26 protein-coding genes are annotated in these 24,451 nt (G+C 62.5%); 18 read left to right on the forward strand and 8 right to left on the reverse strand.

The features are described from left to right. Positions 1 to 558 carry a chorismate lyase gene (locus ADG881_RS11145; RefSeq protein WP_007149459.1) on the reverse strand — a complete coding sequence of 186 codons (558 nt, stop codon included), beginning with the start codon at positions 556 to 558 and terminating at the stop codon, positions 1 to 3. 239 nt (positions 559 to 797) lie between these two features. Here ADG881_RS11145 and rd point away from each other — a divergent pair, with 239 nt between their 5' ends. The 5 genes from rd to ADG881_RS11170 all read left to right on the forward strand — a co-directional run bounded on the left by rd (position 798) and on the right by ADG881_RS11170 (position 3,890). Next, positions 798 to 962 carry a rubredoxin gene (gene rd / locus ADG881_RS11150; protein WP_007149887.1) on the forward strand — a complete coding sequence of 55 codons (165 nt, stop codon included), beginning with the start codon at positions 798 to 800 and terminating at the stop codon, positions 960 to 962. 49 nt (positions 963 to 1,011) lie between these two features. Next, a complete protein-coding gene (locus ADG881_RS11155; RefSeq protein ID WP_007151307.1) occupies positions 1,012 to 2,160 on the forward strand; it encodes an NAD(P)/FAD-dependent oxidoreductase in 1,149 nt (382 codons plus the stop codon). Between the two features lie 78 nt (positions 2,161 to 2,238). Continuing rightward, on the forward strand, positions 2,239 to 2,616 hold the full coding sequence (locus ADG881_RS11160) for a hypothetical protein (RefSeq protein WP_007151199.1): 378 nt from the start codon (positions 2,239 to 2,241) through the stop codon (positions 2,614 to 2,616). A gap of 2 nt (positions 2,617 to 2,618) precedes the next feature. Continuing rightward, positions 2,619 to 3,008, forward strand: a complete 390-nt coding sequence (locus tag ADG881_RS11165) for a hypothetical protein (protein WP_007150472.1) — start codon at positions 2,619 to 2,621, stop codon at positions 3,006 to 3,008. Between the two features lie 246 nt (positions 3,009 to 3,254). Next, complete coding sequence (locus ADG881_RS11170) at positions 3,255 to 3,890, forward strand: hypothetical protein (protein WP_230457673.1); 636 nt, start codon at positions 3,255 to 3,257, stop codon at positions 3,888 to 3,890. Between the two features lie 9 nt (positions 3,891 to 3,899). On the opposite strand, the gene ADG881_RS11175 is transcribed toward ADG881_RS11170, so the two are convergent. The 3 genes from ADG881_RS11175 to znuC all read right to left on the reverse strand — a co-directional run bounded on the left by ADG881_RS11175 (position 3,900) and on the right by znuC (position 6,902). Then, entirely contained in the window at positions 3,900 to 5,198 is a 1,299-nt protein-coding gene (locus tag ADG881_RS11175) for an MATE family efflux transporter (protein ID WP_007151032.1), read from the reverse strand. A 122-nt stretch (positions 5,199 to 5,320) separates the two neighbouring features. Then, positions 5,321 to 6,103, reverse strand: coding sequence for a zinc ABC transporter permease subunit ZnuB (gene znuB, locus ADG881_RS11180; protein ID WP_007149437.1), 783 nt, complete (start codon positions 6,101 to 6,103; stop codon positions 5,321 to 5,323). Further along, positions 6,096 to 6,902, reverse strand: a complete 807-nt coding sequence (gene znuC, locus ADG881_RS11185; RefSeq protein ID WP_039927410.1) for a zinc ABC transporter ATP-binding protein ZnuC — start codon at positions 6,900 to 6,902, stop codon at positions 6,096 to 6,098. The genes znuB and znuC overlap by 8 nt, the downstream gene beginning before the upstream one ends. Before the next feature lie 289 nt (positions 6,903 to 7,191). On the opposite strand from znuC, the gene ADG881_RS11190 reads away from it, so the two are divergent. Next, a complete protein-coding gene (locus tag ADG881_RS11190; protein ID WP_007149126.1) occupies positions 7,192 to 8,061 on the forward strand; it encodes a metal ABC transporter solute-binding protein, Zn/Mn family in 870 nt (289 codons plus the stop codon). A 49-nt stretch (positions 8,062 to 8,110) separates the two neighbouring features. On the opposite strand, the gene ADG881_RS11195 is transcribed toward ADG881_RS11190, so the two are convergent. Further along, the gene (locus tag ADG881_RS11195) at positions 8,111 to 8,461 is read right to left on the reverse strand and encodes a hypothetical protein (protein WP_155131448.1); all 351 of its coding nucleotides are present in this window, start codon (positions 8,459 to 8,461) and stop codon (positions 8,111 to 8,113) included. A 169-nt stretch (positions 8,462 to 8,630) separates the two neighbouring features. On the opposite strand from ADG881_RS11195, the gene ADG881_RS11200 reads away from it, so the two are divergent. Beyond that, the gene (locus ADG881_RS11200) at positions 8,631 to 9,734 is read left to right on the forward strand and encodes a cellulase-like family protein (protein WP_039926643.1); all 1,104 of its coding nucleotides are present in this window, start codon (positions 8,631 to 8,633) and stop codon (positions 9,732 to 9,734) included. Positions 9,735 to 9,900: 166 nt separating this feature from the next. On the opposite strand, the gene ADG881_RS11205 is transcribed toward ADG881_RS11200, so the two are convergent. After that, a complete protein-coding gene (locus ADG881_RS11205; protein WP_007149782.1) occupies positions 9,901 to 10,818 on the reverse strand; it encodes a phosphotransferase in 918 nt (305 codons plus the stop codon). 130 nt (positions 10,819 to 10,948) lie between these two features. Here ADG881_RS11205 and ADG881_RS11210 point away from each other — a divergent pair, with 130 nt between their 5' ends. Together ADG881_RS11210 and ADG881_RS11215 are read left to right on the forward strand one after the other, a co-directional pair. Further along, the gene (locus tag ADG881_RS11210) at positions 10,949 to 11,542 is read left to right on the forward strand and encodes an outer membrane beta-barrel protein (protein ID WP_007151329.1); all 594 of its coding nucleotides are present in this window, start codon (positions 10,949 to 10,951) and stop codon (positions 11,540 to 11,542) included. Positions 11,543 to 11,674: 132 nt separating this feature from the next. Then, complete coding sequence (locus ADG881_RS11215; protein ID WP_007151635.1) at positions 11,675 to 12,703, forward strand: alpha/beta hydrolase; 1,029 nt, start codon at positions 11,675 to 11,677, stop codon at positions 12,701 to 12,703. 113 nt (positions 12,704 to 12,816) lie between these two features. Here ADG881_RS11215 and ADG881_RS11220 read toward each other — a convergent pair whose 3' ends face one another. After that, positions 12,817 to 13,593, reverse strand: coding sequence for an ATP-binding protein (locus tag ADG881_RS11220; RefSeq protein ID WP_007151617.1), 777 nt, complete (start codon positions 13,591 to 13,593; stop codon positions 12,817 to 12,819). 188 nt (positions 13,594 to 13,781) lie between these two features. Here ADG881_RS11220 and ADG881_RS11225 point away from each other — a divergent pair, with 188 nt between their 5' ends. The 8 genes from ADG881_RS11225 to ADG881_RS11260 all read left to right on the forward strand — a co-directional run bounded on the left by ADG881_RS11225 (position 13,782) and on the right by ADG881_RS11260 (position 21,823). After that, on the forward strand, positions 13,782 to 14,117 hold the full coding sequence (locus ADG881_RS11225) for a hypothetical protein (RefSeq protein WP_007149621.1): 336 nt from the start codon (positions 13,782 to 13,784) through the stop codon (positions 14,115 to 14,117). Positions 14,118 to 14,139: 22 nt separating this feature from the next. After that, a complete protein-coding gene (locus tag ADG881_RS11230; RefSeq protein WP_007149702.1) occupies positions 14,140 to 15,513 on the forward strand; it encodes a DUF2868 domain-containing protein in 1,374 nt (457 codons plus the stop codon). Beyond that, entirely contained in the window at positions 15,513 to 16,982 is a 1,470-nt protein-coding gene (locus ADG881_RS11235) for a GTPase/DUF3482 domain-containing protein (RefSeq protein ID WP_007151316.1), read from the forward strand. Before ADG881_RS11230 ends, ADG881_RS11235 begins: the two co-directional genes overlap by 1 nt. A 129-nt stretch (positions 16,983 to 17,111) precedes the next feature. Continuing rightward, entirely contained in the window at positions 17,112 to 17,618 is a 507-nt protein-coding gene (locus tag ADG881_RS11240; protein ID WP_039926645.1) for a MarR family winged helix-turn-helix transcriptional regulator, read from the forward strand. A 10-nt stretch (positions 17,619 to 17,628) separates the two neighbouring features. Then, positions 17,629 to 19,737, forward strand: coding sequence for an FUSC family protein (locus tag ADG881_RS11245; RefSeq protein ID WP_039926646.1), 2,109 nt, complete (start codon positions 17,629 to 17,631; stop codon positions 19,735 to 19,737). Continuing rightward, complete coding sequence (locus tag ADG881_RS11250; protein WP_007148706.1) at positions 19,727 to 19,927, forward strand: DUF1656 domain-containing protein; 201 nt, start codon at positions 19,727 to 19,729, stop codon at positions 19,925 to 19,927. Before ADG881_RS11245 ends, ADG881_RS11250 begins: the two co-directional genes overlap by 11 nt. Positions 19,928 to 19,955: 28 nt before the next feature. Then, positions 19,956 to 20,945, forward strand: a complete 990-nt coding sequence (locus tag ADG881_RS11255) for an HlyD family secretion protein (protein WP_007148400.1) — start codon at positions 19,956 to 19,958, stop codon at positions 20,943 to 20,945. A 152-nt stretch (positions 20,946 to 21,097) separates the two neighbouring features. Beyond that, complete coding sequence (locus tag ADG881_RS11260; protein WP_007151297.1) at positions 21,098 to 21,823, forward strand: DUF1963 domain-containing protein; 726 nt, start codon at positions 21,098 to 21,100, stop codon at positions 21,821 to 21,823. A gap of 26 nt (positions 21,824 to 21,849) precedes the next feature. Here the strand turns inward: ADG881_RS11260 and ADG881_RS11265 are convergent, their stop codons facing one another. Continuing rightward, positions 21,850 to 22,758 (reverse strand): AraC family transcriptional regulator, encoded by a 909-nt coding sequence (locus ADG881_RS11265; protein WP_007150073.1) that lies wholly within the window; start codon positions 22,756 to 22,758, stop codon positions 21,850 to 21,852. Positions 22,759 to 22,891: 133 nt separating this feature from the next. Between ADG881_RS11265 and ADG881_RS11270 the strand changes: the two genes are divergently transcribed. Beyond that, a complete protein-coding gene (locus ADG881_RS11270; RefSeq protein WP_039926647.1) occupies positions 22,892 to 24,391 on the forward strand; it encodes a CoA-acylating methylmalonate-semialdehyde dehydrogenase in 1,500 nt (499 codons plus the stop codon). Positions 24,392 to 24,451 lie beyond the last annotated feature (60 nt).

Here is a 24,451-nt window from a genome sequence, read left to right on the forward strand (position 1 = left end):
TTAGACGTGCAGTTGCCTGGAGTTTGCGCCTTGCAGCCCCTCTGCCTCCACCTTCTCCCACAACGCCGGCAGAAAATACTCGGCCACCAGCAGGGGGGCGCCACGTTTGATAAAGCGCGACTGCCGGCCCCAGCACACCGGGTGATTCTGGCCCGGTGAGGCCAGCCGTGCCCACACCTGATCCCGTTGGCATACCGGGCGGTTGTATAGCTCCAGGCCCAGGGAGCGGCTGCCCATGTGGCCGAGGGAACGGTTGGCGCCGGCCAGGCTGGTCAGTGGCAGCACGCTGCGGGCCGCCACCACCGGGGTGCCGTCCAGGTGCAGGGTGACTTCGCGGATCAGGGCGGCGCGGCGCACAGGCAGCGCCAGCAGCTGCCGTTCGTCGGCCCGCGGAAAGGCGATGGCATGCAGGCCAGGCACCACACTGAAGTGGCCGTGACGCTTGAGGCGCCGGGTCAGGGAGTCCGGGTCGGCCATCCAGTCACGAATAACCGGGGGCAGCACCAGCTGTTCCAGCGGGCGCCAAAGGCTGTCAGGATGCAGGGCGGCAGGCAGCATGGCTCTCTCAGGATATCGCGTACTTTCGCGGGCGGCAGGACTATGGCCCATGTCCTGCGACAGAGCAAGCGGTCGCCAAATGCCCCGGGGGGCAAGAGAAACGGCGCCCTCGCGTCCTAATATGACAGTGCCCGCTGTCATTGATTTTTGCGCCGCACGCCGATAGGTTAACGCCCCCCGAGATACACCCTGTATGTAGCGTAGTGAGCAAGTGCTCACTTTTACCGATGAGGTTCACGATGAAGAAGTGGGAATGTGTAGTGTGCGGTTTCATCTATGACGAAGCCGAAGGTCTGCCCGATGAGGGTATCGAACCGGGTACCGCCTGGGACGACGTGCCGGAAGATTGGGTCTGCCCCGATTGCGGCGTGGGCAAGGAAGACTTCGAGATGGTGGAAATCTAGGCCACTGCGTCAGTCACATCGCCCGTCCATTAATCGTTAAGGATTGCTCATGCACCCTATTGTCATCATCGGTACCGGCCTGGCCGGCTTCAACACCGTCAAGGAATTCCGCAAGCTGGACAAGGAAACGCCTATCGTCATGCTCACCGCTGACGACGGCCGCAACTACTCCAAGCCCATGCTGTCTGCCGGTTTCACCAAGGAAAAAACCGCCGATGACCTGTGCATGGCCACCCCGGAAAAAGTGGCCGAGCAATTCAATGTAGACGTGCGCACCGGCGTGCATGTGGCCGGCATTGATGCCGCCAACAAGCGCGTGCTGCTGCCCGATGACCACCTGGACTACAGCAAGCTGGTACTGGCACTGGGCGCCGACACCTGGACCCCGCCGCTGGAAGGCGACGCGGTGGGTGAGGTGTTCTCGGTCAATGATTTGATGGATTACGGCAAATTCCGCGCGGCGGTGGACGGCAAGAAAACCGTGACCATCCTCGGTGGCGGCCTGATCGGCTGTGAATTCGCCAATGACCTGTCCAACGGTGGTTTCCAGGTATCCCTGGTCGAGCCCATGGGGCGCTGCCTGCCGCTGCTGTTGCCGGAGCAGGCCTCCGAAGCCGTGGGCCGTGGCCTGGCGGATCTGGGGGTGCAGTTCCATTTTGGCCCGCTGGCCAAGGCGGTACACCACGGCGATAACGGTCAACTGGTCACCGAGCTATCCGACGGCAGCAAACTGGAATCCGACGTGGTGCTTTCGGCCATTGGCCTGCGCCCGCGTATCAGCATGGCCAAGGAAGCCGGCCTGGACACCAATCGCGGCATCCTCACCGACAAGACCCTGCGTACCAGCGCGGACGACATTTATGCGCTGGGTGACTGCGCTGAAGTGCAGGGCCATGTGCTGCCCTACGTCCTGCCGCTGATGGCCTCTGCTCGTGCCCTGGCGAAAACCCTGGCCGGCGATACCACCGAAGTCAGCTACGGCGTGATGCCGGTGACCATCAAGACCCCGGCGTGCCCGGTGGTGGTCTGCCCTGCTGCGGAAGGCAGCGAAGGCGACTGGGAAGTGCAAGCGGATGGCAATACCGTGCAGGCACTGTTCCGCGGCAAGGACGGCAGCCTGCTGGGTTATGCCCTTACCGGTGAAGCGGTGAAAGAGAAAATGAAACTCAACAAGGAACTGCCGGCAGTCATGCCGTAGGGACGCAACACGCTTCACGCATCACACCGGTGGTGCGTGTAGCATGTGGCGTGTTGCTGATTTGATTAAGGACGGTCCATGAAATTTTCACTGGTATTGCTGGTGCTTGGTTGGCGGCTGCGCTGGCTGGCGTCGCGAAACGCTGGCTTCCAAAAGCAACTGGAGAACCGCAATGTGGTGATGCAGTGGCGGACGTTTGCGGGCAAGCCGGCGCGCAGCTTTCACTTTATGCCCGGCAAGGTGGTATCCAAGGCCGGCATTCACAGTGAGCCTACGGTAACCCTGAACTTCAAGGATGCTGGTTACGCGTTCCGCACCCTGCAGGTGGCGGGCAAGAACCAGATGGCCTTTATGGAAGGCATGCAGGCCGGTGATATCAAGATCGAAGGCGACCCGGGCCAGCTTATGTGGTTCATGACCCTGATGAAATTCATCATGCCCGGCGGCAAGAAATAACCATGAAGCATTTGTTGTCTGGCCTTGCGTTGCTGGCGGTGGCTGCTGTGGCCGAGGCAGGGGACGCGCTTTCCCTGCCACCGCTGGATACTTATGGTTTTGTCTCCGGTCGGGCTGCGACCGAGGCGGATGTCAGTGCGGGCGATGCGGTGTTCCTGTTCAAGGAAGATGGTTTGATTATTGGCCAGCCACTGGATATTCAGGTCCCCCAGTATGCGGTATTCCGCGGCAGCAACGAGGCTGCCTCGGGCTACGTGATCATCGTCCAGGCCGAGCAGGCCGCCGGCGTCCCGGTTGTGGCCGCCCGGTTCTTCAGTGATGGCAAGGTGGTAACCGGTACACCGGAAGAATTCACTCTCCTGGGTGACATGGGGCAGCCGCTGGAACAGTAGTGCCGAAGGTGGCTGAACGGGCTATCTTTTTCGGTGTGGAGATTCGATCCACGCAAGCTTTTCCTCCCCCTGATATAGCATCAGCCCCGTAGTCGGGTTTACCCAAGGGCACAGAGAGCCTGAAAGGCGTAACCCGACAATCCTTTCTCCCTTCATCGGGCGCGCGTCAGGCCTTGGCCTGAACCGGGAACCCCAGTAGTCTGTAAGCGCTTTCCAATCCATTCGCCTCAAGGACTGTGTATGTTGATGGCTCAACGTGTTTTTGCGTTCTGTGCGGTACTGTTGCTGGCGGCCTGCGCCACCACCACCGAAACCAATTCCACCTGGCAAACCAAAACCGGCGAAGCACGGCCGAGCTTTGCCCACCTTTATGTGCTGGTGCTGTCAGAAAATGCAGTGGCCTCTGCGGCGGTGGAACAGCAAGTGAAGAAGAGCCTCGCCAAGCGCAAGGTGGACGCCACGCTGGCCAGCGCCACCCTGCCCGCAGCCAACCAGCAGGCGGCGGATTTCCGCAGCAAGGTGGAGCAGGCAGTAAAAGAGAGCGGCTCCGATGGCGTCATGGTGATCACCCTGCTGAAAAGCCAGGAGCGTGACGAATACATGCCGCCCACGGTGGACTACCTGCCCATGGCGTCGGCGCCCATGTACCTGGGTTACGGCCCCTATGTGGGTTACAGCTACAGCGCGGTATATCAGCCCGGCTACTACCAGAATGCTACTGACTACTACCTGCAGACCCAGCTTTATAACGCCGAGACGGAAAAGCCGGTGTGGCAGGCCCAGTCCCGCAGCATGAACCCCTATAACCTGAAAAGCGGTGCGGAAGGCTATGCCAAGAGCGTGGTAGGCAAGCTTGACCGTGATGGTGCCCTGAAGCGTTAGGGTATCGCGTTAACCGGTATGCCCGGGTGCTGTGGTGCGACGCCACAGCACCCACCCCATCAAGATGCCCCGCCCGGCCATAAAGCCGTTCATGGTCAGCCACAGGCCATGGTTATCCCAGCCCCGTGTCAGTGCCCATAGCGCAAAGAACAACCCCATTGCGACCAACATGGTATTGCGCATGGCGGCTCCCCAGGTGGCGCCCACGAAAATGCCATCCAGCCAGAAACCGGCACTGGCGGTGAGTGGCAATAGCAGCATCCAGGGGAGATAGGCCACCGCCGTATCGCGGATCGATGGCAGGTCGGTGAGCAAGTGAATCAACGGCACGCCTCCCAGAGCAAAAACCAGCATCGCCAACGCCGCGCAGCCTACGGTCCAGCGGCCGGTGGCGCGCACCGCGGCCCGGAAGGCCGTACGATCGCGTTGCCCGTGGGCCTCGCCGACCAGTGCCTCGGCGGCATTGGCAAAGCCATCCAGCAGATTGCTGAGCAACAGCAAGAAAGTAATCAATACCGCATTGGCCGCCAGCGTCGCATCGCCGAGTCGGGCCCCCTGGGCGGTGAAGAAAAAGAAGCAGGTGAGCAGCGCCAGGCTGCGGATAAAAATATCCCGATTCACTGCCATCAACGCCAGAATCGCCGACGGCTGCCACAGGGTTTCCCGGTTGGCAGGTGGGCGCAGGGCGGCGCGCAGCCAGAAAAGCCCGCCGGCCAGGCCCACATATTCCGCACAGGCGCTGGCGATGGCCACGCCGCGCACATCCAGGTGCCAGACCTGCACCAGCAGCACATCGAGTAACGCGTTGGTGCTGTGCATCAGCACGGTCATTTTCAGGGGAACGCGGGTGTTATGGGTGCCGATGGCGAAGCCAATCAGGGCGAAGTTGGCCAGCGCGGCGGGGGCGCCAAGAATGCGGATATTGATGTAATCCTGCGCCAGGTCTTGCACCGCGTCACTGCCACCCAGTAACCACAGGCCGGTATCACGCAGCAGCGGCGACATGAGAATCAACCCGAGCCCGAGCAACGCGGACAGCAACAAGCCACGCAGTAACACCACCCGGGTGTCCCGTTCCCCGCCCCGCGCCTGCGAGGCAAACCCGGTGGTGCCCATGCGCAGGAAATTGAACGAGAAATACAGGAACATGAAAAAGTTGCTGCCCAGCGCCACGGCGGCCAGATAGCGGGGATGCTCCAGGTGCCCCACCACTGCCGTATCCACCAGCCCCAGCAGCGGCGCGGTCAGGTTCGACAGCAACAACGGCCAGGCCAGCATCCAGATGCGTTGGTTAAGGGTCAGATTCATTCAAACTCCGGAAAAACCTTTTTACGAAGGAGCTCCCTTCCAGGGGGCGAACCGTGCGCAACTCGGCATCGACCGAAGGGCGATCAGGCATGTCTGGTCGCGACAGGTCCAGAGAGAAACCGTCAGACGGGTTTGCGCAGCAACGTCAGCACAAACAAACTGCTGGCGGCCACCACGATAGACGGCCCCACCGGGGTATTGGCGAACCAGCTCACCGCCAGCCCGGCCAGCACCGACGCGGTACCCAACACGCTGGCCACTGCAGCCATCTGCGCAGGGGTGTGGGTCAGCCGGCGGGCGCTGGCAGCAGGAATCACCAGCAGCGAGGTAATCAGCAGCACGCCCACGGTACGGATGGCGCCGGCAATCAGCAGGGCCAGCAACAGCATCAGCAATAACCGGGTGCGTTGCACCGCGATGCCTTCCACCTGGGCCAGCTCTTCGTTGACGGTAATGCTGAGCAGCGCCCGCCATTGCCACAACATCAGCAGCAAGATGACGATGGCGCCCACCCACAGGCCGATCACATCCTGCCAACCCACAGCCAGCAGGTCCCCGAACAGATAAGCGAACAGGTCCACCTGAATACCGGTTTGCAGGCTGATGGCAATCACCCCCAACGCTAGGGTGGTGTGGGCGACAATGCCGAGCAGGGTGTCGCCGGCCAGCTGCCGTTGCCGTTGCAGGCCACTGAGTGCAGCGGCAAGCCCCAGGCAGACGGCCACCACCGCCACGTACAGGCTGATATCCAGGGCCAGCCCCAACGCCGCGCCCAGCAGCGCGCCGTGGGCCAGGGTGTCGCCGAAAAAGGCCATGCGCCGCCACACCACAAAGGCGCCCATGGGGCCGGAGACCAGGGCCACGGCGAGCCCGGCCAGCAGCGGGGGCAATAACAGTTCAATCATGGTTGCAGGGCCCGTCGTGGTCGTGGTGATGGCTGTGCTCGTGAGAATGGGTGGCGTTGCCGTGCAGGTCATGGTCGTGATCATGATCGTGGGTATACAGCGCCAGGTTCGGGGTGCCGGCGCCGGGGCCGAACAGCTCATGGTAGGCTGGGTCCCGGCTCACCGATTCCGGGCTGCCGGAGCAGCACACGTGGCGCTGCAGGCAGATCACCTCGTCGGTGGCGGCCATGACCAGGTGCAGGTCGTGGGAGATCAGCAGAATGGCGCAGCCGAGTTCGTCGCGCACGGTCTTGAGCAGGCCATAGAGGGCATTTTGCCCGGCCACGTCCACGCCCTGGGCGGGTTCGTCCAGTACCAGCAGGTCTGGTTTGCGCAACAAGGCCCGGGCCAGTAGTACCCGCTGCATCTCGCCGCCGGACAACTGCTGCACACCGCGCCGGCGCAGATGTGCTACCCCGGCCCGCTCCAGCGCGGCCCGCCGGGAGGCCGTGGGCCCCGGTGCGGCCAGCCACAAAAAACGATCCACGGTGAGCGGCAGGCTGTCGTCAATCTTGATGTGCTGGGGCATGTAGCCCACCCGCAGGCCCTTGCGGCGGCTGACGGTGCCGCCGCTGCCGTTGCCGTTATCCGGTTGCACCAGCCCCAGCACCAGTCGCGCGAGGGTGCTCTTGCCGGCCCCGTTGGGACCGATCAGGGTGGTAATGCGACCGGGGGCCAGGGTCAGGCTGACGTCAGACAGCACGGCATTGCCGCCGAGGGTGACGGACACCGACTGCACCGTGACAAGAGGTTCTGACATAAGAAAGGGCCCGAAGTACAAAGGCGCAATGATATACTGCCGCTCTTTCGCCTGCACTGAAGGCGGAGAGCGAGTTGAAAGTTCAAGGTTTAAAGTTCAAAAGCGCGGGTTATGTCCGGAGCCACACGGCAGCCGCTTCAGCCGCGCCGCACGGCCCTAACGATCCGCTCTTGGGGGGAAGGAAATCGCGACCACGAAGGTTTGATGGTTGGCACCGCTGCCATCCCGCGTTTTTAAACTTTGAACTTTCAACTTGCTCCTTCTTGTCTGGCCGTACATGAGGAACCCCATGCGTCGTCTCTGGTTAACAACTCTGCTGTTGCTTTGCTCTCCCGCCTGGAGTCAGACGGTGGTGGCCAGTGTGGAGCCGCTGGCCAAGGTGCTGCGCAGCCTTTATGACGATAGCGTCACGGTAACGACCCTGCTGCAGGCCAACCAGAATCCGCATCAGCTGGCGCTCTCCCCAAGGCAGGCGCTGGCCGTTCAGCAGGCCGATCTGATGGTGTGGCTGGGGGCCGGGGTGGAGGCGCCGCTGGCACCGCTGGTGGCCCGTCGCCAGGGGCCATCGGTGGCCCTGCTGGGACTGGAGGGGGTGCACCGGCGCAATGGCGGGCACGACCATCACGACGACCATGATCATGACCCGCGCACCAGCCATGACGCTACCACCGACCCACATCTGTGGTTGTCCGTGGACAATATGGCGCTACTGGCGGGGGCGGTGGGCCAGCGTTTTCCGGCGGGGTTGCAGCCGGGGCAGCCGCAGCAGTGGCAGCAGGCGGCCGCGGATCAGTTGCAGGCGGAGCGCGAGCGGTTGGCACCGCTGGCCCAGGTGCCCTGGCTGAGCTATCACCAACCCTGGGGCTACCTGAGCGAGAGCCTGGGGCTGACGGAGCCGTTGGTGGTGTCTGAACAGCTGGATGCGGGGCCGGGCAGCCGGCGTTTTGTCACTCTGGCAGGGCAGGTGCGTGATCAGCAGGTGCGTTGCGCGGTGCAGGAACCGGAGGCGCGGGCCGGCTTGCTCAAGCGTTTGTGCCCGGACTGTTATGTCCAGCCGCAGGATCCGCTGGGCCGTGATTCGCCACAACAGGAATACTTGCCCTGGTTAGCGGAGCTCAGCGCCGGTTTCGCCCAGTGTCTGCGGGCGGCGCGCGGCTGAATGCCCGGCTTCTGAGCGGCACGCGGTTGCCGCATGGGGTGGGGCCGGCTTACAGGTCGCGTATCGGAATCAGGTTAGGCGGTGCGGGCGGCGGGGTATTCTCTGGCACCGTCGCCGGGCGCACGGTTTCGGCCTGCCGCTGGCGCATTTCCTGTTGTTCGTTTTCCAGATAGCGCGCTTCTGCACTCAGGGCATTGAGCCCCCGGTTCTCGTCGCTGGTATCCAGCTCCACCGGTGATTGCAGGTACAGGGAATCCATCTCCTCGCCATCCATGGGGTGGGCGGGGCCTTTTTCCCGGGTTTGCGGGGCCGCATCGTCCGGCGGGGCGGTGTCCGGCAGTTGCTCGGCCGCCCAGGCCAGGCCCGGGGCCAGAATCAGTGTTTTTAGTATTGTTTTCATGGTTCTGATCATAGCGCTCTCGAGCGAAAGGGGGAATCGGTTCGCACTTTTACCGCCCTGTTGAGTGTCAAGGCGGGTCAATACGCGGGTGACAGGGTGTAGAGCCATTGAGGCAACCTCCGAAACGGGTATGCTGATGCGCTTGATCTAAAAAGGCGGTAAGACCTGCATGGCGCAACACGACGCACAACCATTGGCGATGGCCTGCTGGGATATATCCTGGCTGCTGCAGCGCGATATTCGCGATGGCGCCTATGCTTCGTTGGAGCGCGTGCTGGATGAGACCGAGCGGCGCGGCTTTAACACCCTGCGCCTGGACCCCTGCCCCCACCTGATCGCCACCCCGGAAAACGGTATCCACATGGACCGCTGCGAGTTGATGCCCCAGGGCGCGCCGGCGGTGGAAGTGAAAATCCGTCATCAGCTTCAGCAGCTACTGCAGTCGGCCCACGAGCGTGGCTTCAAGGTCTGGTTCAGCAGCCGTTTTATCAACGACAGCCGCGCGCGCCGTTCCTTTGTGCGTCGCCCGGAAGATTTTGTGGCGGTGTGGAGTGAAACCCTGTCGCTGGTGGAGCAGTGGGGGTATCTGGGGGACGTGGCAGGGCTGGACTTCTGCTATCAGTTTCCGTCGCTGCCTCACGCGCACGGGGTCGCCCGGCGCGTGTTCAGGCGCTCCCCGGAACGGTCACTGCCGTCGCACTGGTCCGCTACGGCCAGCGAACGTCTGGAAGAGTATCTGCGCGATATTCCCCGCGCCTTGCACGCCCTGTTTCCGTCTGTGCCCGTGGGGCTGAGTACCACGGCGGCGCTCAGTGAGCAGTTGCGGCAGCTGGATACCAGTGAGCTGGATTTCCTCGATTTCAGTTTGTGGCTGGATGATGACCCCCGCTACCGGCTGGCCAGCGGTGAGTCCATGCCGGCCGCCGGCCTGCTGGGCAAGCTGGCCAATCCCATGAAGCAGCTGTTGCTGGACGCCGGCGGCATGCATTGGCAGCGGCGTCTGGAAGACCAGTTGCAGCGGCGCATGGCATTCACCCGACTGCGTCGCTTGCAGCCGGTGATCAGCGAAGGCTTTGTGCGCCAGCCACAGGATTTGCGCAAGCTGCCCACGGGGTGGGCGGACTTGCATGAAATGATGGTGGTGAATGCCCTGACCCAGGGCGTGGAAGCGCTGACGCCCACCTCGCTGGCGTGCCCCAGTTACCCCTGGTTATGGCAGGAAGAGGAATACCTGGCGCACCTGAATCACCTGATTCTGTCTGGCTCATCATAGCCGGACGCTACCCCGCCCCCAAGCTACAGCGCAGGAAGACTCTGTGCCTTGTCATTACGACAAAGAGCGCGCCCATCGTGTTTGGACGCGGCGCCGAACGTTGCAGGTCTGGGCGGCAGTGGTTCGTGTTGTAGCTTGGGGCGTGTAGCGTGCGGCGTCTCTCTTTCTACACCGTTAACGCCTTCAGCCGCTGCCGATAAATCCGCGCAAACTCCTCCGGGTCCTTGCTGCCCTGCCCTTCACTGTGGTCGGACACCGGGCCGGCCAGGCGCGATAACCAGAATCGCAGCGCGGCCACTGCCAGCGCTTCGCACAGGCGGCTGTGGTCCACGCTGCGGCCCTGTTCCCGGTAGGCAGACAGCAACGCCTGTTCCCGCTCGGGTTCGATCTGCCCATGGGCGTCCACACACCAGTCGTTGAGGGCCACGGCCAGGTCGTATTCCGGGTGATCCAGGCAGGCGTTGTAGAAATCCAGCAGGGCGCTGATCTGCCCGTCTTCCCATAACAGATTGTCGCGAAACAGGTCGCCGTGGATCAGGGTGCTGCCGGCGGGCTGGGCCAGCCAGTCATGCAGCAGGGCGGCGGCGGTGTCGCGCTCGGCTTCGGGGAGCCTGCGCAGGTGGTCAGAGAAGTCACGTAGACGCTCACGTTCGCTGGTCAATGGCTGCAGCGAGCTTGTGTCGCTGGCGTGCAGCCGGGCCAGCAAGGTGCCCACCTGTCGGCAGCGATCCGCATCCACAGCAAAATCGTGCTGGCCGGGCAATCGGGGCATCAGCACCGCGGGTTTGTCTGCCACGGTAATCTGGTCCTTGCCGTCGGCATCCGGCAGCGGCGCGGGGACCGGCAGGTGCTGTTCCGCCAGATGTTCCAGCAGGGTCAGGTACGGCGCCAGGGCCGTCGGGTCCAGGGATTCGAACACGGTGAGTACCAGCGGGCTGGGCTGACCATGGCGATCTCGGGCCTCGATCAGGAAGGTGCTGTTCTCGATGCCGTGGCTGGCGGCGTGATAATCACGCAGCTGGAAACCGAACGGCGTCAGCACGTCTGCCAACTGGGCGTGGCTGAGCGGGGTGTACACCGACATCACAATCCTCTTGCTTGATGAAAAAAGGCCGCAGATGACCAGACTCTGCACGCGGGCAATGGTATAACAGGCCGTCGATGCGCATCAGCAAAGCGCATAATCCCAACAATAACAAAAAGGACGACAGGCAATGCGTTACTGGATGCTTTTCGGGTTGTTGTTCAGTCCCGCTCTGTGGGCGGACCCGGTAGCCCACTATCAGGATCAGCGTTCCGCCTATGTGGCCGGTAACCTGATGCACCTCAATCTCGATTATGACAGCCGGGAGGTAACGCCCTCCGGGGTTGGCCTGCGTCTGGGTGGCATGGTCAATCCCTACTGGGGGGTGGAGCTGCGCGCGGCCACCGGGCCGTCGCCGGACACCTACCGGCCGGAAAACAGCCGCACCAAGGTTGATTATACCGTAGACCACGTAGGCGCACTGCTGGCCACCGGGCGTTTCCCGTTCAAGTCACCGGTGGCCCTGCCCTATGTAGAGAACCTGTTTGTGCAGGGTTTTGCCGGCGTTGCAGATGTGAAGGTGAAAACCGTTACGCGCAAATGCAATGCGCGGGGCTGCCGGGACGATACCGCCCGCAATGACGACACCAGCCTGGCCTTTGGTGCAGGCATTGGCCTGCGCACGGAATTCAATCTGGGGCTGACCCTGGAATACATGCAATACATCGATGAAGAGTACCTGACCGTCACCGGCATCGAAGGTGGCCTGGAATGGTATTTTTAGACAACGCCTGACGCTTGAAGCCTGATGCCTGAGGCAAACCGGTAATGCCAAGCCCCCAGAAGATGCGGGTTGTCTGGTGTTGGCGTGTTGCGTTTGGCGTCATGCGTCTGGCGATCAGCATAAGGAGAACTCATGAATCCTGCTGTTTTTGAGCGGGCGACTGTACGCGCCCTGATGACGTTACCCGGCCCGGTGCTGGCGCGTTTTGCTGCCGGACTGGAAACCCACAGTCGTTCGCATCTGGATGCGCGGTTGCGTTTTCTGTTGGCACTCAGCAGCGCCAAGCCAACGCTGGATTCAGGCACGGTGGAGCAGGCCCGGCGAACCTACCGGGAGATGATCGCGCTGCTGGATGTGGCGCCGATTCGTCTCCCCGTGGTGGTGGATCACCAGGTCACGGTGGACGACGGCAGCCAGATTCTGGTGCGTCGTTACCGCCCGGCCAATGCGCCGCGAGTGGCTCCCGCCATTCTGTTTTTTCACGGTGGCGGTTTTACTGTGGGCGGCGTGGAAGAGTACGACCGGCTGTGCCGCTATATTGCTGATCGCACCAATGCGGTGGTGCTCAGTGTGGATTACCGGTTGGCCCCGGAGCACCCTGCGCCCACCGGCATGGATGATTCGTTTGCCGCCTGGCGCTGGTTGCTGGATAACACCGCTCAACTGGGCCTGGATCCGCAGCGGTTAGCGGTGATGGGCGATAGTGCGGGCGGTTGCATGAGTGCGGTGGTGTCACAACAGGCCAAGCTGGCAGGCCTGCCGCTGCCGGCGTTGCAGGTGTTGATCTACCCCACCACGGACGGTGCCCTGGCCCACCCTTCCGTGCAGACGCTGGGGCAGGGTTTCGGGCTGGATCTGGCCTTGCTGCACTGGTTCCGTGACCATTTTATTCAGGACCAGGCACTGATCGAAGACTATCGCATCTCCCCCCTGCGCAACCCGGATCTGGCCGGTCAGCCCCCGGCAATTGTGATTACCGCGACGGATCCGTTGCGGGATGAAGGCCTGGAGTACGCCGAAAAACTGCGTGCGGCGGGGAGCACCGTGACCTCACTGGATTACCCGGAACTGGTGCATGGATTTATTTCCATGGGCGGGGTGATTCCGGCAGCCCGCAAGGCGTTGAATGACATCTGTGATGCCACCGCTCAGCGGTTGTAGATCAGCGGCAAGCTTCAAGTCGCGCCCGGTGCTTTGGGCGCGACTTCTGTGCAGGCAAGACTGCAAGGGCTGATTCGCGTTGTAGCTTGAAGCTTGTTGCTTGCAGCGGGTCTTTAAAATTCCCCCACAAACTGGTTATAAAACTGCCGCGCGGTGCGGCCGGAGCGCACGCCCTTCTCCATGGAAAAGCGCCGGGCCCGCACGTGCAGTTGTTCACGGTCTTCCACTGCGCCGAACAGGTGGTCGACGATCTCGAAATACTGGGCTTCATTGATCGGATAAAAACTCAGCCCCAGGCCGAACCGGTCGGACAGCGAGATTTTTTCCTCCACCACATCGCCGTGATGCAGCTCCCGGTTTACCACCTGGGTCTGCTCGTTATCTTTCATGTATTCGGGGAGCAGATGGCGGCGGTTGCTGGTGGCGTAAATGCGCACGTTCTCCGGCGGCAACTCCAGTGACCCTTCCAGCACGCTCTTCAAATGCTTGTACTGGTTTTCGCCATCTTCGAAGGACAGGTCATCACAGTAAATGATGAAGCGCTGACTGCGATCGCGAATATCGTCAACGATATCCGGCAGATCGTGCAGATCATCCTTGTCCACCTCGATCACGCGCAGTCCGCGGGCGGAATATTCATTGAGCAAGGCTTTGACGATGGAAGACTTGCCGGTGCCGCGGCTGCCCCACAGCAACACATGATTGCAGGGCTGGCCGGCCAGAAAACGTTCCGTGTTCTGCACCAGTTTGGCTTTCTGGGTGGCGATGCCGAGCAAGTCGTCCAGCCGTACCGGGTCCGGGTGAGGAACGGGGCGCAGCGTTTGTGAACGGCCACGCCAGATGGCCGCCGGGGTGTGGCGCCAGTCGATGGGTCGATGGGTGGAGTGCATGCAAAGCCTCACGGGCAACGGAAAAATAATGGCTGCCAAAGTTTAACGCACCCCATGGGCAAACGCAGGCTGCGTTCGTAGCGAACTTTATCTATGCTTGGGTCTCAGAGATATCCTGTGTAATGCGCATTCACGCGTGCGCTGATGCACGCGGCACACGCGCCGACACACGCGACAAGGAGAGCAATATGAAAGCTGCCGTTCTGGCTGCAACGGGTCTGGCCCTGGTATTGGCGGGCTGTAGTTCCTCGTACGACAACGATTACCCCATGGGCCTGCCGAACGACACGCTCACCTGCCCGGATGATCCGCCCGATGTGTGCACCATGGATTACCGTCCGGTGTTTGGTTACGACCAGCAGGGCGGCATTCTGGGTGAGTTCTCCAACGCCTGTGGGGCCTGCGCCACCGATGACGTGAAATATACCTCGGAAAAGAACGACCCGAATATGCCGGGCCCGGTGCCCGAGACGCCGGCAGCACCTGCGGATGAAGCGGCTCCCGCCGCGCCGTCCCGTTATTGATCTGCCCTGACCCGAGGCCGCTTTGGCGAACGCGTTAACCCTGCTGCTGGATTTTGACGACCAGTATCGCCGCGATGTGGATCAGAACCACGCGTTCCTGCATCGCCGTGATCGGCGTTTTGCCCAGCAGCAACAGGAACAGCGGCAGCCGCTCACGGTGCCCGCCTGGCTGGCGTCCCTGCATGCGCTCAATGGCCAGCGTCAGGTGGACAGCGGCAGCGATCCGCGCCTGCGTGGCTGGCGTCAGGCGCGCTGGGTGTTTGCTGGTCTGGGAGCCGTGCTGGGCGTGGTCTTCATGCTGGGCCTGCTTTATTACGATGGTGGCCAGCAGATCAACGTGACCTTGCTGGTGGCGCTGGTGGGTCTGCAAGGGCTGCTGGCATTGTTCACCAGCGTGCAGGCCTGGCTGGGCTGGCAGCCCTGGCGCACCCTGCTGGGCCGTTGGCGTGGAAATGACGATGCGTTGGCATCGTTGCGCCCGGTGCTATCCGCCCGGGTGGCGCACACCGGCGGTTTGATGTTTGCCCTCACCGGGTTGCTGACCTTGCTGTTGCTGGTGGCGGTGCAGGATCTGGCCTTTGGCTGGAGCACTACCTTGCAGGCGTCCGCCGTGGGTTATCACCAGTGGATCAGTGCGCTGGCGCTGCCCTGGCAGTCCCTGTGGCCGGACGCGGTACCGTCGCTGGCGTTGGTGGAGGCCTCCCAGTTTTACCGGCTACAGCAGGACAGTGGCGTGGCCAACCCGGCCCTGCTGGGGACCTGGTGGCCGTTCGTGTTGATGCTGTGGCTGGTGTATGTGCTGCTGCCCCGCTGTGTGTTGCTGATGCTGGCGGCGCTGCAATTACGCTGGCAAAGCCACCGTGCCCTGCGCGCCCACCCGGGCTGGCAGCCGCTCCATTACCGCTTCGATACGCCCTGGGTGGACACCCGAGGCGACGATGAGGGGCAGGCAGCCCCGGCCCCGGCCCACACCGCCCTGTCGCCACTCCCTGCCAGCACCACCCTGATTCACTGGGCCGGCGCGGGCCTGCAGTCTGCATCACTCGGCGCCGCCCTGTCGGTGGACCCGGCGCCGTTGCAGTTGCGTGCTGGTGGCAATAGCAGTCTGGATGAGGATGCCCGGGTGTTGGCACAGGCGGCGGAATCCGGGCAGCCGGTGATTGTGGTGGCCCGGGGCTGGGAACCGCCCACCGGTGAGCTGAGCGATTTTATTTTTGATGCCCGAGAACAGGGCGTGACGGCGTTGCTGGCGCTGGTGCCATTGGCTGATGAAGGTGGCGAGGCGTTGGCCGACGCGGGATTGCTCGCCCAGTGGCAACGCTTTGTGGACCGCCAGCGCGACAGCCAGTTATTGCTGTGTGCCCCGGTTGCGGCAGAGAAGGAGCAGGAAGCCTGATGCACGAACCAGACAGCCCCACTCCCGCGCCTTCCGTGGATCTGCCGCGCTTTGCCGTGGTGGGCCATCCCAACAAGGGCAAGTCCAGCGTGGTGGCGACGCTCGCCCAGAACGACAGCATCGCCATCGCCATGGAGCCCGGCACCACCCGCGACAGCCACCGTTACCCGATGAAAGTGGATGAGGTGACGCTCTATGAGCTGATCGACACCCCCGGCTTTCAACGCCCGCGCAAAGTGCTGGCCTGGTTACAGGGCCACAGCCTGTCCGCCTCGGACCGGCCGGAGACAGTGGCCGCTTTCGTGACCCAGCACCGTGATGACCCGCGTTACCACGACGAATGTGAATTGTTGCGGCCCATCGTGGAGGGCGCCGGGATCATCTATGTGGTGGATGGCTCGGTGCCCTATAACCGCGAACACGAAGCGGAAATGAACATCCTGCGCTGGACCGGCCGGCCCAGCCTGGCGCTGATCAACCAGATCGGCCCGGATGATCACAGCGCCGCCTGGGAGGCCGCGCTGGGCCAGTATTTCCAGATCGTGCGGCGCTTCGATGCGGTGCGCGCCCCGTTTGAAAAACACCTGGACCTGTTACGCAGTTTTGGCCAGCTGGCGCCCCACTGGCGCGAACCGCTGGATGCCGCGCTGGAGTACCTGCAGGCCCTCAAGTTCGGCCGCGACAGTCAGGCCCTGGAGCGCATCGCCGATGCCCTGATCGACATGCTCGGCCATCAGGAAACTGCACGGCTGAGTGAGTTCGAAGACGCCAGCCCCCTGTTGCCCAAGCTGCAACAACGCTGGCAGAGCTGGCAGCGTGAGCGCGAACAGCGGTTGCGGGTGGCGGTGGAAGACCTGTACCAGCATCGCCGCCTGCAGCGTCAGGAAGAGGTGCTGGTGACCCCGGAAGGCGGTGACCTGTTCAGTGAGCGTACCCGTCAGCTATGGGGCATCAGCAAGACCCAGCTGGCCGCCGCCGGTTTCGGCGCTGGCGCCGTGGGCGGTGCCGGCATTGATGCGGTGGCGCTGGGGCATTCGTTGGGTGCTGGGGCGTTGATTGGCGGGCTGCTGGGCGCTGCCGGCAGCTACTACTACAGCGACAAGCTCACCAAACTGAAATTCGGCCCGCTCAGTGGCGGCTTTCGCGAGGCGGTCTACGGCCCCCTGCGGGACCCGCAGTTTGCCTATGTGGTGCTGGGCCGGGCCCTGGTGCATTGGTATCAGGTCAGCCAGCGCAACCACGCCGGCCGCGATGTGCTGGTGGTTACCGGGGCGCAGGACCACTGGCTGGCACAGATGGAGCGCAGCCATCGCAATGGCCTGCAAAAAAGCCTGCAGGCCCTGGCCAGCCGCCGTTTTGATCCCAGCAAACGCCAGCGGTTGATCGAGCAACTGGAGCTGGCCCAGCAGGCGTTCGCCCAGTGGCAGCTACGGCCTTTTCAGGAATCCGGCGAAGCGCCTTCAGATTAAGCTATTAATATCAGTGGCATAGGGGTAATCGCCAAGCGGCGATAACTTGGTGACAACCGAATAGTTCATTTATGTACTATTCGGTTGTATACTTTATGAATCATGTTCATAAAGATTCAGGAGGGCTGTGTGAGCCGCTTCGACGCCACCGAAAACCGCATCAACCTGACCCACCAGCGCTTTCCCGGCTACCCCCGGGAACCGGCCATGCTGGTGCGGCTGGTAAAAGCCATCTCCCAGCACGTCCATGACACCGCTAACCTGGTGCTGCGCCAGTACGGGCTCAATCACACGGACTACAACGTGCTGATGATGCTGTATGGCTGTCAGCAGGAGGGCATGACCGTCACCCAGCTGCGTGATGCGGCGGCAGAGAAGTCGGCCAACGTGACCCGGGTGTGCAATATTCTCTACGACCGGGGCTGGATGGCCCGCTTTGCCGATCCCCAGGACCGGCGCCGCGTACTGGTGTCCCTGACCCCGGAAGGGGAGGCGCTGGTGGAGCAGTTTCTGCCATCCATGTCTTCCTTGCTGAATCAGTACGGTGCCGCCTTCGATGCCCGGGAAACCGCCCAGCTGGAAAACCTGTTAAAGCGGTTGCTGGGGGTGGCCGAGCAGATCGAGCGCGAGCTGTGAGCGCGCCAGCATGAATGCCAGGCAGGAGACCGCCTCGCCCCGACCATGGCTGATGGACCAGTTACGCGAAACCGCACTGGACTGGCTCTACGTGGGCAAGGCGCTGCTGGCCATTTTTATCGGTGGCTGGCTGGCCATGCGCATGGACCTGCAGCAACCGGCCACCACCATGATGACGGTGGCGCTGGTGATGCACCCGGCCAGTGGCATGGTGCTGGCGAAAAGTTTCTACCGGGCCATGGGCACCCTGGTGGGCTGTGGCGTGGCTATCGCGCTGGTGGGCCTGTTCCCGCAGCAGCGTGAACTGTTGCTGGTGGGCATGGCCCTGTGGATTGGTCTGTGCGCCGCCGGGGCGTCCCTGTATCGCAACTTCATGTCCTACGGTTTTGTGCTGTCTGGCTATACCGTGGCCATCGTGGTGCTGCCGGTGGTGCAGCATCCGCTGGGGCTGTTTGATTCGGCGGTGATGCGGGTCAGTGAAGTGATGCTGGGCATTCTGGTGGCCGGGTTGGTGGGGGATGTGCTGTTTCCCCAGCGGTTGCGCATGGCCCTGCGCCAGCAATTGGCCGATCAATACAGCGGTTTTCTGGCGTTTGTGCGCGGCAGCCTGGGCGGCGTGCTGGCCCGTGAGGCGCTGGAAGAGGCTCACATGCGGTTTGTTGGCGAGACCATTCAGGTGGAAAACTTGCGCAGCTCCGTGGTGTTCGAGGATGCCGGGGTGCGGGCGCACAGCCCGCGTCTGCGCCAGCTCAACCAGCATTTCATGGAGGTCTCCACCAGCTACCAGACCCTGCACCATCTGATGAACCGCATGCATGCGCCCCACCACCGGGACACCCGCGACCGCTTGAGGCAATTGTGCGTGTTTACCGCCACTGCGCTGCAAGGGGATTGTCAGCCCAGCCCGGAGGCTGCGGCGCGGCTGTCGCTGGCGTTGCAACAGACCGAGCGGGTATTGCCCGGCAAGATCCGTGAGCAGCGTCAGGGGCTGACCTCGCATCGGGAATTACTGGATTTCGATACCGGCGCCGAACTGCTGGGCCGTTGTCTGCAGGAATTACGGGCCTATGTGCAGGCCTATGCGGTGTTGCGTCGCCCCGGTGTGGCCACGGCGGCGGAGAAAGAGGTGGTGTTTCAGCATGGTAATGACCGCCTGGGCGCGCTGGTGAGTGGGGTGCGGGCCACGGCAACCATGCTGGTGATGGGCAGTTTCTGGATTCTGTCCGGCTGGGTGCATGGGGGCAGTGCCATGATGCTGGCCACGATCTTCACCGGCCTGTTTGCCAGCGCGCCAAACCCGTCGGCGGTGGTGCGCCAGATTACCCTGGGCTTTGCCACTGGCATGCCGCTGGTGTTCCTTTGTCAGTTCCTGGTGCTCACCCACATGGACGGTTTCGGGTTGATGGTGGCCGGCACCGTGCCGTTTCTGCTCACCGGGCTGTACCTCACCACCCGGCCGACGCTGGCCGGCTATGGCACCGGTTATGTGCTCAGTTTTATCTACCTGCTGAATCTGCACAGCCCGATGACGTTTGACCCGGTGTATGTGGCCAACGAGGCGATCAGCCAGATTGGCGGGGTGCTGGCGGTAGCTGTGGCCTTCAGCCTGTTCGGCAATGCCTCCAGCAATGGCTGGTTGCGACATCGGTTGTTGCGCCAGCTGCGGTATCAGGTGGCCCGTGCCTGCGAGGCGCCGCTGAACGGGTTACGCCACCGCCTGGAAAGCGCCACTCGGGATCTGTTCATGCAGATCATGGTACATGCCGGGCCGCGCGCCCGTGACTGGTTGCCCTGGGCGTTGTCGGTGCATGAAACCGGCCGGGCGGTGGTGGAATTACGGCGCCGGTATATCGCCCTGCCGCTGGCCGAACAGGCGGCTGTTGCTGCGGTGCTGGAGGCCTTCGCCCGCCTTTATCGCGGTGATGCGGGCAAGCAGGACGTTGCTCACCAGAGTGCATTGCTGGCGCTGGATACGGCCATGGTCACGGTGACGGACCGCCCTGCCCTGCGCCAGCTGCACTTGCTGCGTCTGGCCTTGCTGGATAACGGCTCGGTGCTGGTGGCGACGCCGACGCCCAATTTCCATTCGCATCAGGAGGAGGCGCCCCATGCCCCGTGAAATTGCCGTGCTGGATGCCTTGGTGCCCAGCCTGTTGCTGGTGTTCGTCTTTAGCTTGTTGCTGCAGTGGGCGGTGGACTGGGTGGGCGGCCGCTATGGCTTGTACCGCTATGTCTGGCACCCGCCCTTGTTCCGGGTAGCGGTGTTTTTCTGCTGTTTCGGTGGCCTCGGGCTGCTGGCCATGCAGTGAGGAAAGTAAGGACGGAGGAGAGAGAACCATGACAACCCAATCCCTGATTCGGGCCTCGGTCACCCTGTTTATGGTGGCGCTGGCCGCCTTGCTGGCCTGGGCCCTGTGGCAGCACTACATGTATTCCCCCTGGACCCGGGATGGCCGGGTGCGGGCGCGGGTGGTGCAGGTGGCGCCGGATGTGTCCGGGCTGGTCACCGAGGTGGCCGTGGCTGACAACCAGACCGTGCAGCAGGGCGATCTGTTGTTCGTGATCGACCGCAGCCGTTACCGGAATGCCCTGCAGCAGGCGGAAGCGGACCAGCGCGCCGCCGAAGCGGCAGCCCGTGCTGCCGGGGCGGATATTCGTGCTGCTCAGGCCAGCGCGGCCAAGGCACGAGCCGAGTTTGCCATGCGTCAGGCGGAATCCCGGCGCCGGGATCGTATCGCTGAAGCGGTGTCCCGGGAGGTGCGCGATAACGCCCACAGTAACGCCGATGCGGCCCAGGCCCAGCTACAGGCAGCCCAGGCCAGCCATCAACGGGCCACCGCCAGCCAGCAGCAATTACTGGCGCGCTTGCAGCAGGCCAATGCGGCCCTGGCGCTGGCGCAGCTGAACCTGGAGCGCACCCAAGTACGCGCCCCGGTGGACGGTTACGTCACCAACCTGGAACTGTATCCGGGCGATTATGCCCACGCCGGGCAGGCGCACATGGCATTGATCGATCGCCATGATTTCTGGGTGTACGGCTACTTCGAGGAAACCAAGCTGCCCAATGTGCATGTGGGCGATGCGGTGCAGGTGCGCCTGCTCAGCGGTATCCGCGCCCGGGGCACGGTGGACAGCATTGCCCACGGTATTGCCGACCGGGATAACCCCACCGGCGCCAACCTGCTGGCAGACGTGAACCCCACCTTTAACTGGGTGCGCCTGGCCCAGCGGGTGCCGGTGCGGGTGTCGATTGATGCAGACAGCCTGCCCGAGGGCACCGTGCTGGCGGCGGGAATGACCGCCACCTTGACCCTGAATCCGTCCTGAAGCGGGCGTCAGTGGTAGGAGAAAACCGGGCGGGGCAGATAATTGCACGCCGCTTAACCGGAAAAATCAGCCTGGCAGCGGGTAACTGAAGGTCGTTCATTGCGTCAAGGTTGCGTGAAGGTGAACATGAAACGACCGTACGAGGACGAGTCATGTTACCCGAAGAAATCAAACACAAGCTGGCCACTCTGTCCCGCCCGGGGTGGCGTCCCCGAGTTGGCCCGGCCGTGCCGGGCGCACGGTCCAAGTTTGGCGGCTCGCCATTGCTGAAGGCGGACGAATCCTGGCCCTGCTGTGGCCACTGTCATCAGCCCATGCAGTTGTTTGTGCAACTCGACTCCCAGGACCTGCCGGTGGATGCCCGCACGGGGTTCGGCGACGGGGTGTTGCAGGTGTTTTACTGCACCAACGGAGAAGAAGACTGTGAAGTGCTGGGGCATGCGCACCTGCCCTTCTCTGATGCCAGCCTGGTGCGGATGATTCCCCGTCAGCAGGCCGATGGTTTTGATGCCCTGCCGGTGGGCATACCGGATGCGTTTGTCGAGCAGGCGCTGACCGGCTGGCAGTGCATGGTGGATTTTCCTGATCGTCAGGAAACGGTGGCCATCAATGAGTATGTGCCGGATGGCATGGTCGCCCTGCTCCAGGCCCACCGCCCTGCCCCGCATGCGGGCGATAAATTTCTTGGCTGGCCTCACTGGGTGACGGACGTGGACTACCCGCCCTGTTCCTGTTGCAAAAAACCCATGAAATTTATTTTTCAGATTGATTCCACCGACACCCTGCCCTTCTGGTTTGGAAACAGCGGTTGTGCCTATGTTTTCCAGTGTGAAAACAATCCGCAGGTGTTAACCATGAGCTGGGAAAGTCGGCCCTGAAAATTTAAAAATAGTTTCCTTTTTTATCAGTTTTTTCCTCTCTCCTGGCGGTATTGCTGCGGCGAAACGCGCATCACTTTCTTGAACAGCCGGGAAAAATAATAGGGATCGTCGTACCCCAGCTGCAGCGCGATGGCGGCCACGCTGTGCTCGCTGATATCCAGCAGGTAGCAGGCATGACTTACCTTGATACGCTGAAATGCCTGCATGGGGGTTTGCCCGGTCTGGCGTTTATATTCACGGATAAAATGGTAGCGGGATAAATCGCTGGTGGCGGCGATCAGCGCATCCAGGCTGAGGCGCCGGGCGATGGCCGTTTGCAGGTAACTGTTTACCCGATTCACATCCAGGGTGGCATGGCGTACCTGGTGCTGGCGGCGCATCAGGGCTGCGTAGGCGAGCAGGCTGCGCAGCAGATTGGCCGCATACATCAGGTGTTCCGGCTGGGTGTTGGTGGCCGCGGCCATCAGGGTCTGAAAATCCTCCGCCAGCCGTGAGTGCACCCCCACATTGACCTTGCGGATACCGCTTTGTGGTTGCCCGGCAATTTCGTCGAAATACGCCTGTACCTCATGCCCGCCCAGATGCACCCAGTAAATACTCCAGGGCTGCTGGGGGTTTGCCTGATAGTGATGGGCCAGCCCGGCGGGAAACAGCAATAGCTCACCGGCTTCCACCGGTTGGCTCTGGCCCTCGTACGTCACTGTCCCGGCCCCGGCCACACAGTAGATCAGCAGATCATCGGCGGGTTGCTGGCGTGCCATGCGATGACCATGAGCCTGGGGATAAAATCCCACCCCATGGGGCATGCAGCCTGCGCAAAGTGGGTGCTGGCTGACACTGGACAGTACCGCAGGCGGGATCACGGTACGCTGCCCGCTGGCGGGCAGCGGCCAGCGTGACGTTTCTGCTGTTTGGCGTTGTTCGCTCATCATAAACAGCAATATAGTCCATCTGACGATAAAAGTGGCTATCTGCATGGCAGATAGGCTGTGCTACAACAGGGTACGCAGACACGCTCCACGCTGGCACACCCAGCCCGGAGCCAGAAAAAGGATGGAGAACCCGATGGCCCACCAATTACCCTTGCTGATTAATGGCGAATTTGTTGCCAGCCAGACTGACCAGTGGATTGCGGTAACCAACCCGGCCACCCAGGAAACCCTGTGCGAAGCCCCGGCGGCTACCGCTGGAGAAATGGAGCAGGCCATTGCGGCGGGCAAGGCCGCGTTCCAGACCTGGAAAGAAGTGCCGGTGTCCGAACGCGCCCGCTTGATGCTGCGCTATCAGGCGCTGCTGAAAGAGCACCACGACGAGATCGCCGAAATCCTCAGCCAGGAAACCGGCAAGACCTTCGAGGACGCCAAAGGGGATGTGTGGCGTGGCATCGAAGTGGCGGAGCAGGCCGCCAATATCGCCTCGCTGATGATGGGCGAAACCGTGGAAAACGTGGCCCGCAGCATCGACACCCATTCCTGGACCCAGCCACTGGGCGTGTGTGCGGGGATCACCCCGTTCAACTTCCCGGCCATGATTCCCCTGTGGATGTTCCCGCTGGCCATCGCCGCGGGTAACACCTTTGTGCTCAAGCCTTCCGAGCAAGACCCGATGACCCCGAACCGGCTAGCCGAACTGTTTCAGGAAGCCGGCGCAGCGCCGGGCCTGCTGCAGGTGGTGCACGGTGGCAAGGAGCAGGTGGATACCCTGCTGTCGCACCCGGACATCAAGGCGGTGTCGTTCGTGGGCTCGGTGCCGGTGGGGCAGCACGTGTACCGCACTGCCACCGACAATATGAAGCGCGCGCAGTGCTTTGCCGGCGCCAAGAACCACATGGTGATCATGCCCGATGCCAATAAGGAGCAGGTGGTCAGCAGCCTGGTGGGATCGTCCTGCGGGGCGGCAGGGCAGCGTTGCATGGCCATCAGCGTGGCAGTGTTTGTCGGCGATTCCAAAGCCTGGATCGACGAGCTGGCCAGCCAGTTTGCCCAGATTCGCCCCGGCGCCTGGAACGACCCGGAGGCCGCGTACGGCCCACAGATCAGCCCGGCGGCCAAGCAGCGGGTGTTGAAAATGATCGAGCAGGGCAAGCAGGAAGGTGCCACCTGTTTGCTGGATGGGTCTGACTGTACCGTGGAAGGATTGCCGGACGGCAACTGGGTCGGGCCGACGCTGTTTACCGATGTGACCGCGGAGATGTCCATCTATCGGGAAGAAATTTTCGGCCCGGTGTTGTGCTGCGTCTGCGTGGACTCGCTGGATGAGGCCCTCGAACTGGTCAACAACAGCCCTTACGGCAACGGTACTTCCATCTTTACTGCCAATGGCGCCGCCGCGCGGAAATACCAGCACGAAGTGGAAGTAGGGCAGGTGGGAATCAATGTGCCGATCCCGGTGCCGCTGCCGTTCTTCAGCTTCACCGGTTGGAAAGGATCGTTCTACGGTGATCAGCACGCTTACGGCAAGCAGGGTGTGCGTTTCTATACGGAAACCAAGACCGTCACCAGCCGCTGGTTCGATTCGGATATTCCGGCGGCAGCAGGGCCGAATATGAGCATTAATTTGAAATGACGGCAGCGCGGAAATGGGCGAATGCCCATCTCCACCATTCTGCACGGGATGGTGGAGTGC

The sequence above is a fragment of the Alcanivorax sp. DG881 genome, from assembly GCF_000155615.1.
Lineage (GTDB): Bacteria > Pseudomonadota > Gammaproteobacteria > Pseudomonadales > Alcanivoracaceae > Alcanivorax.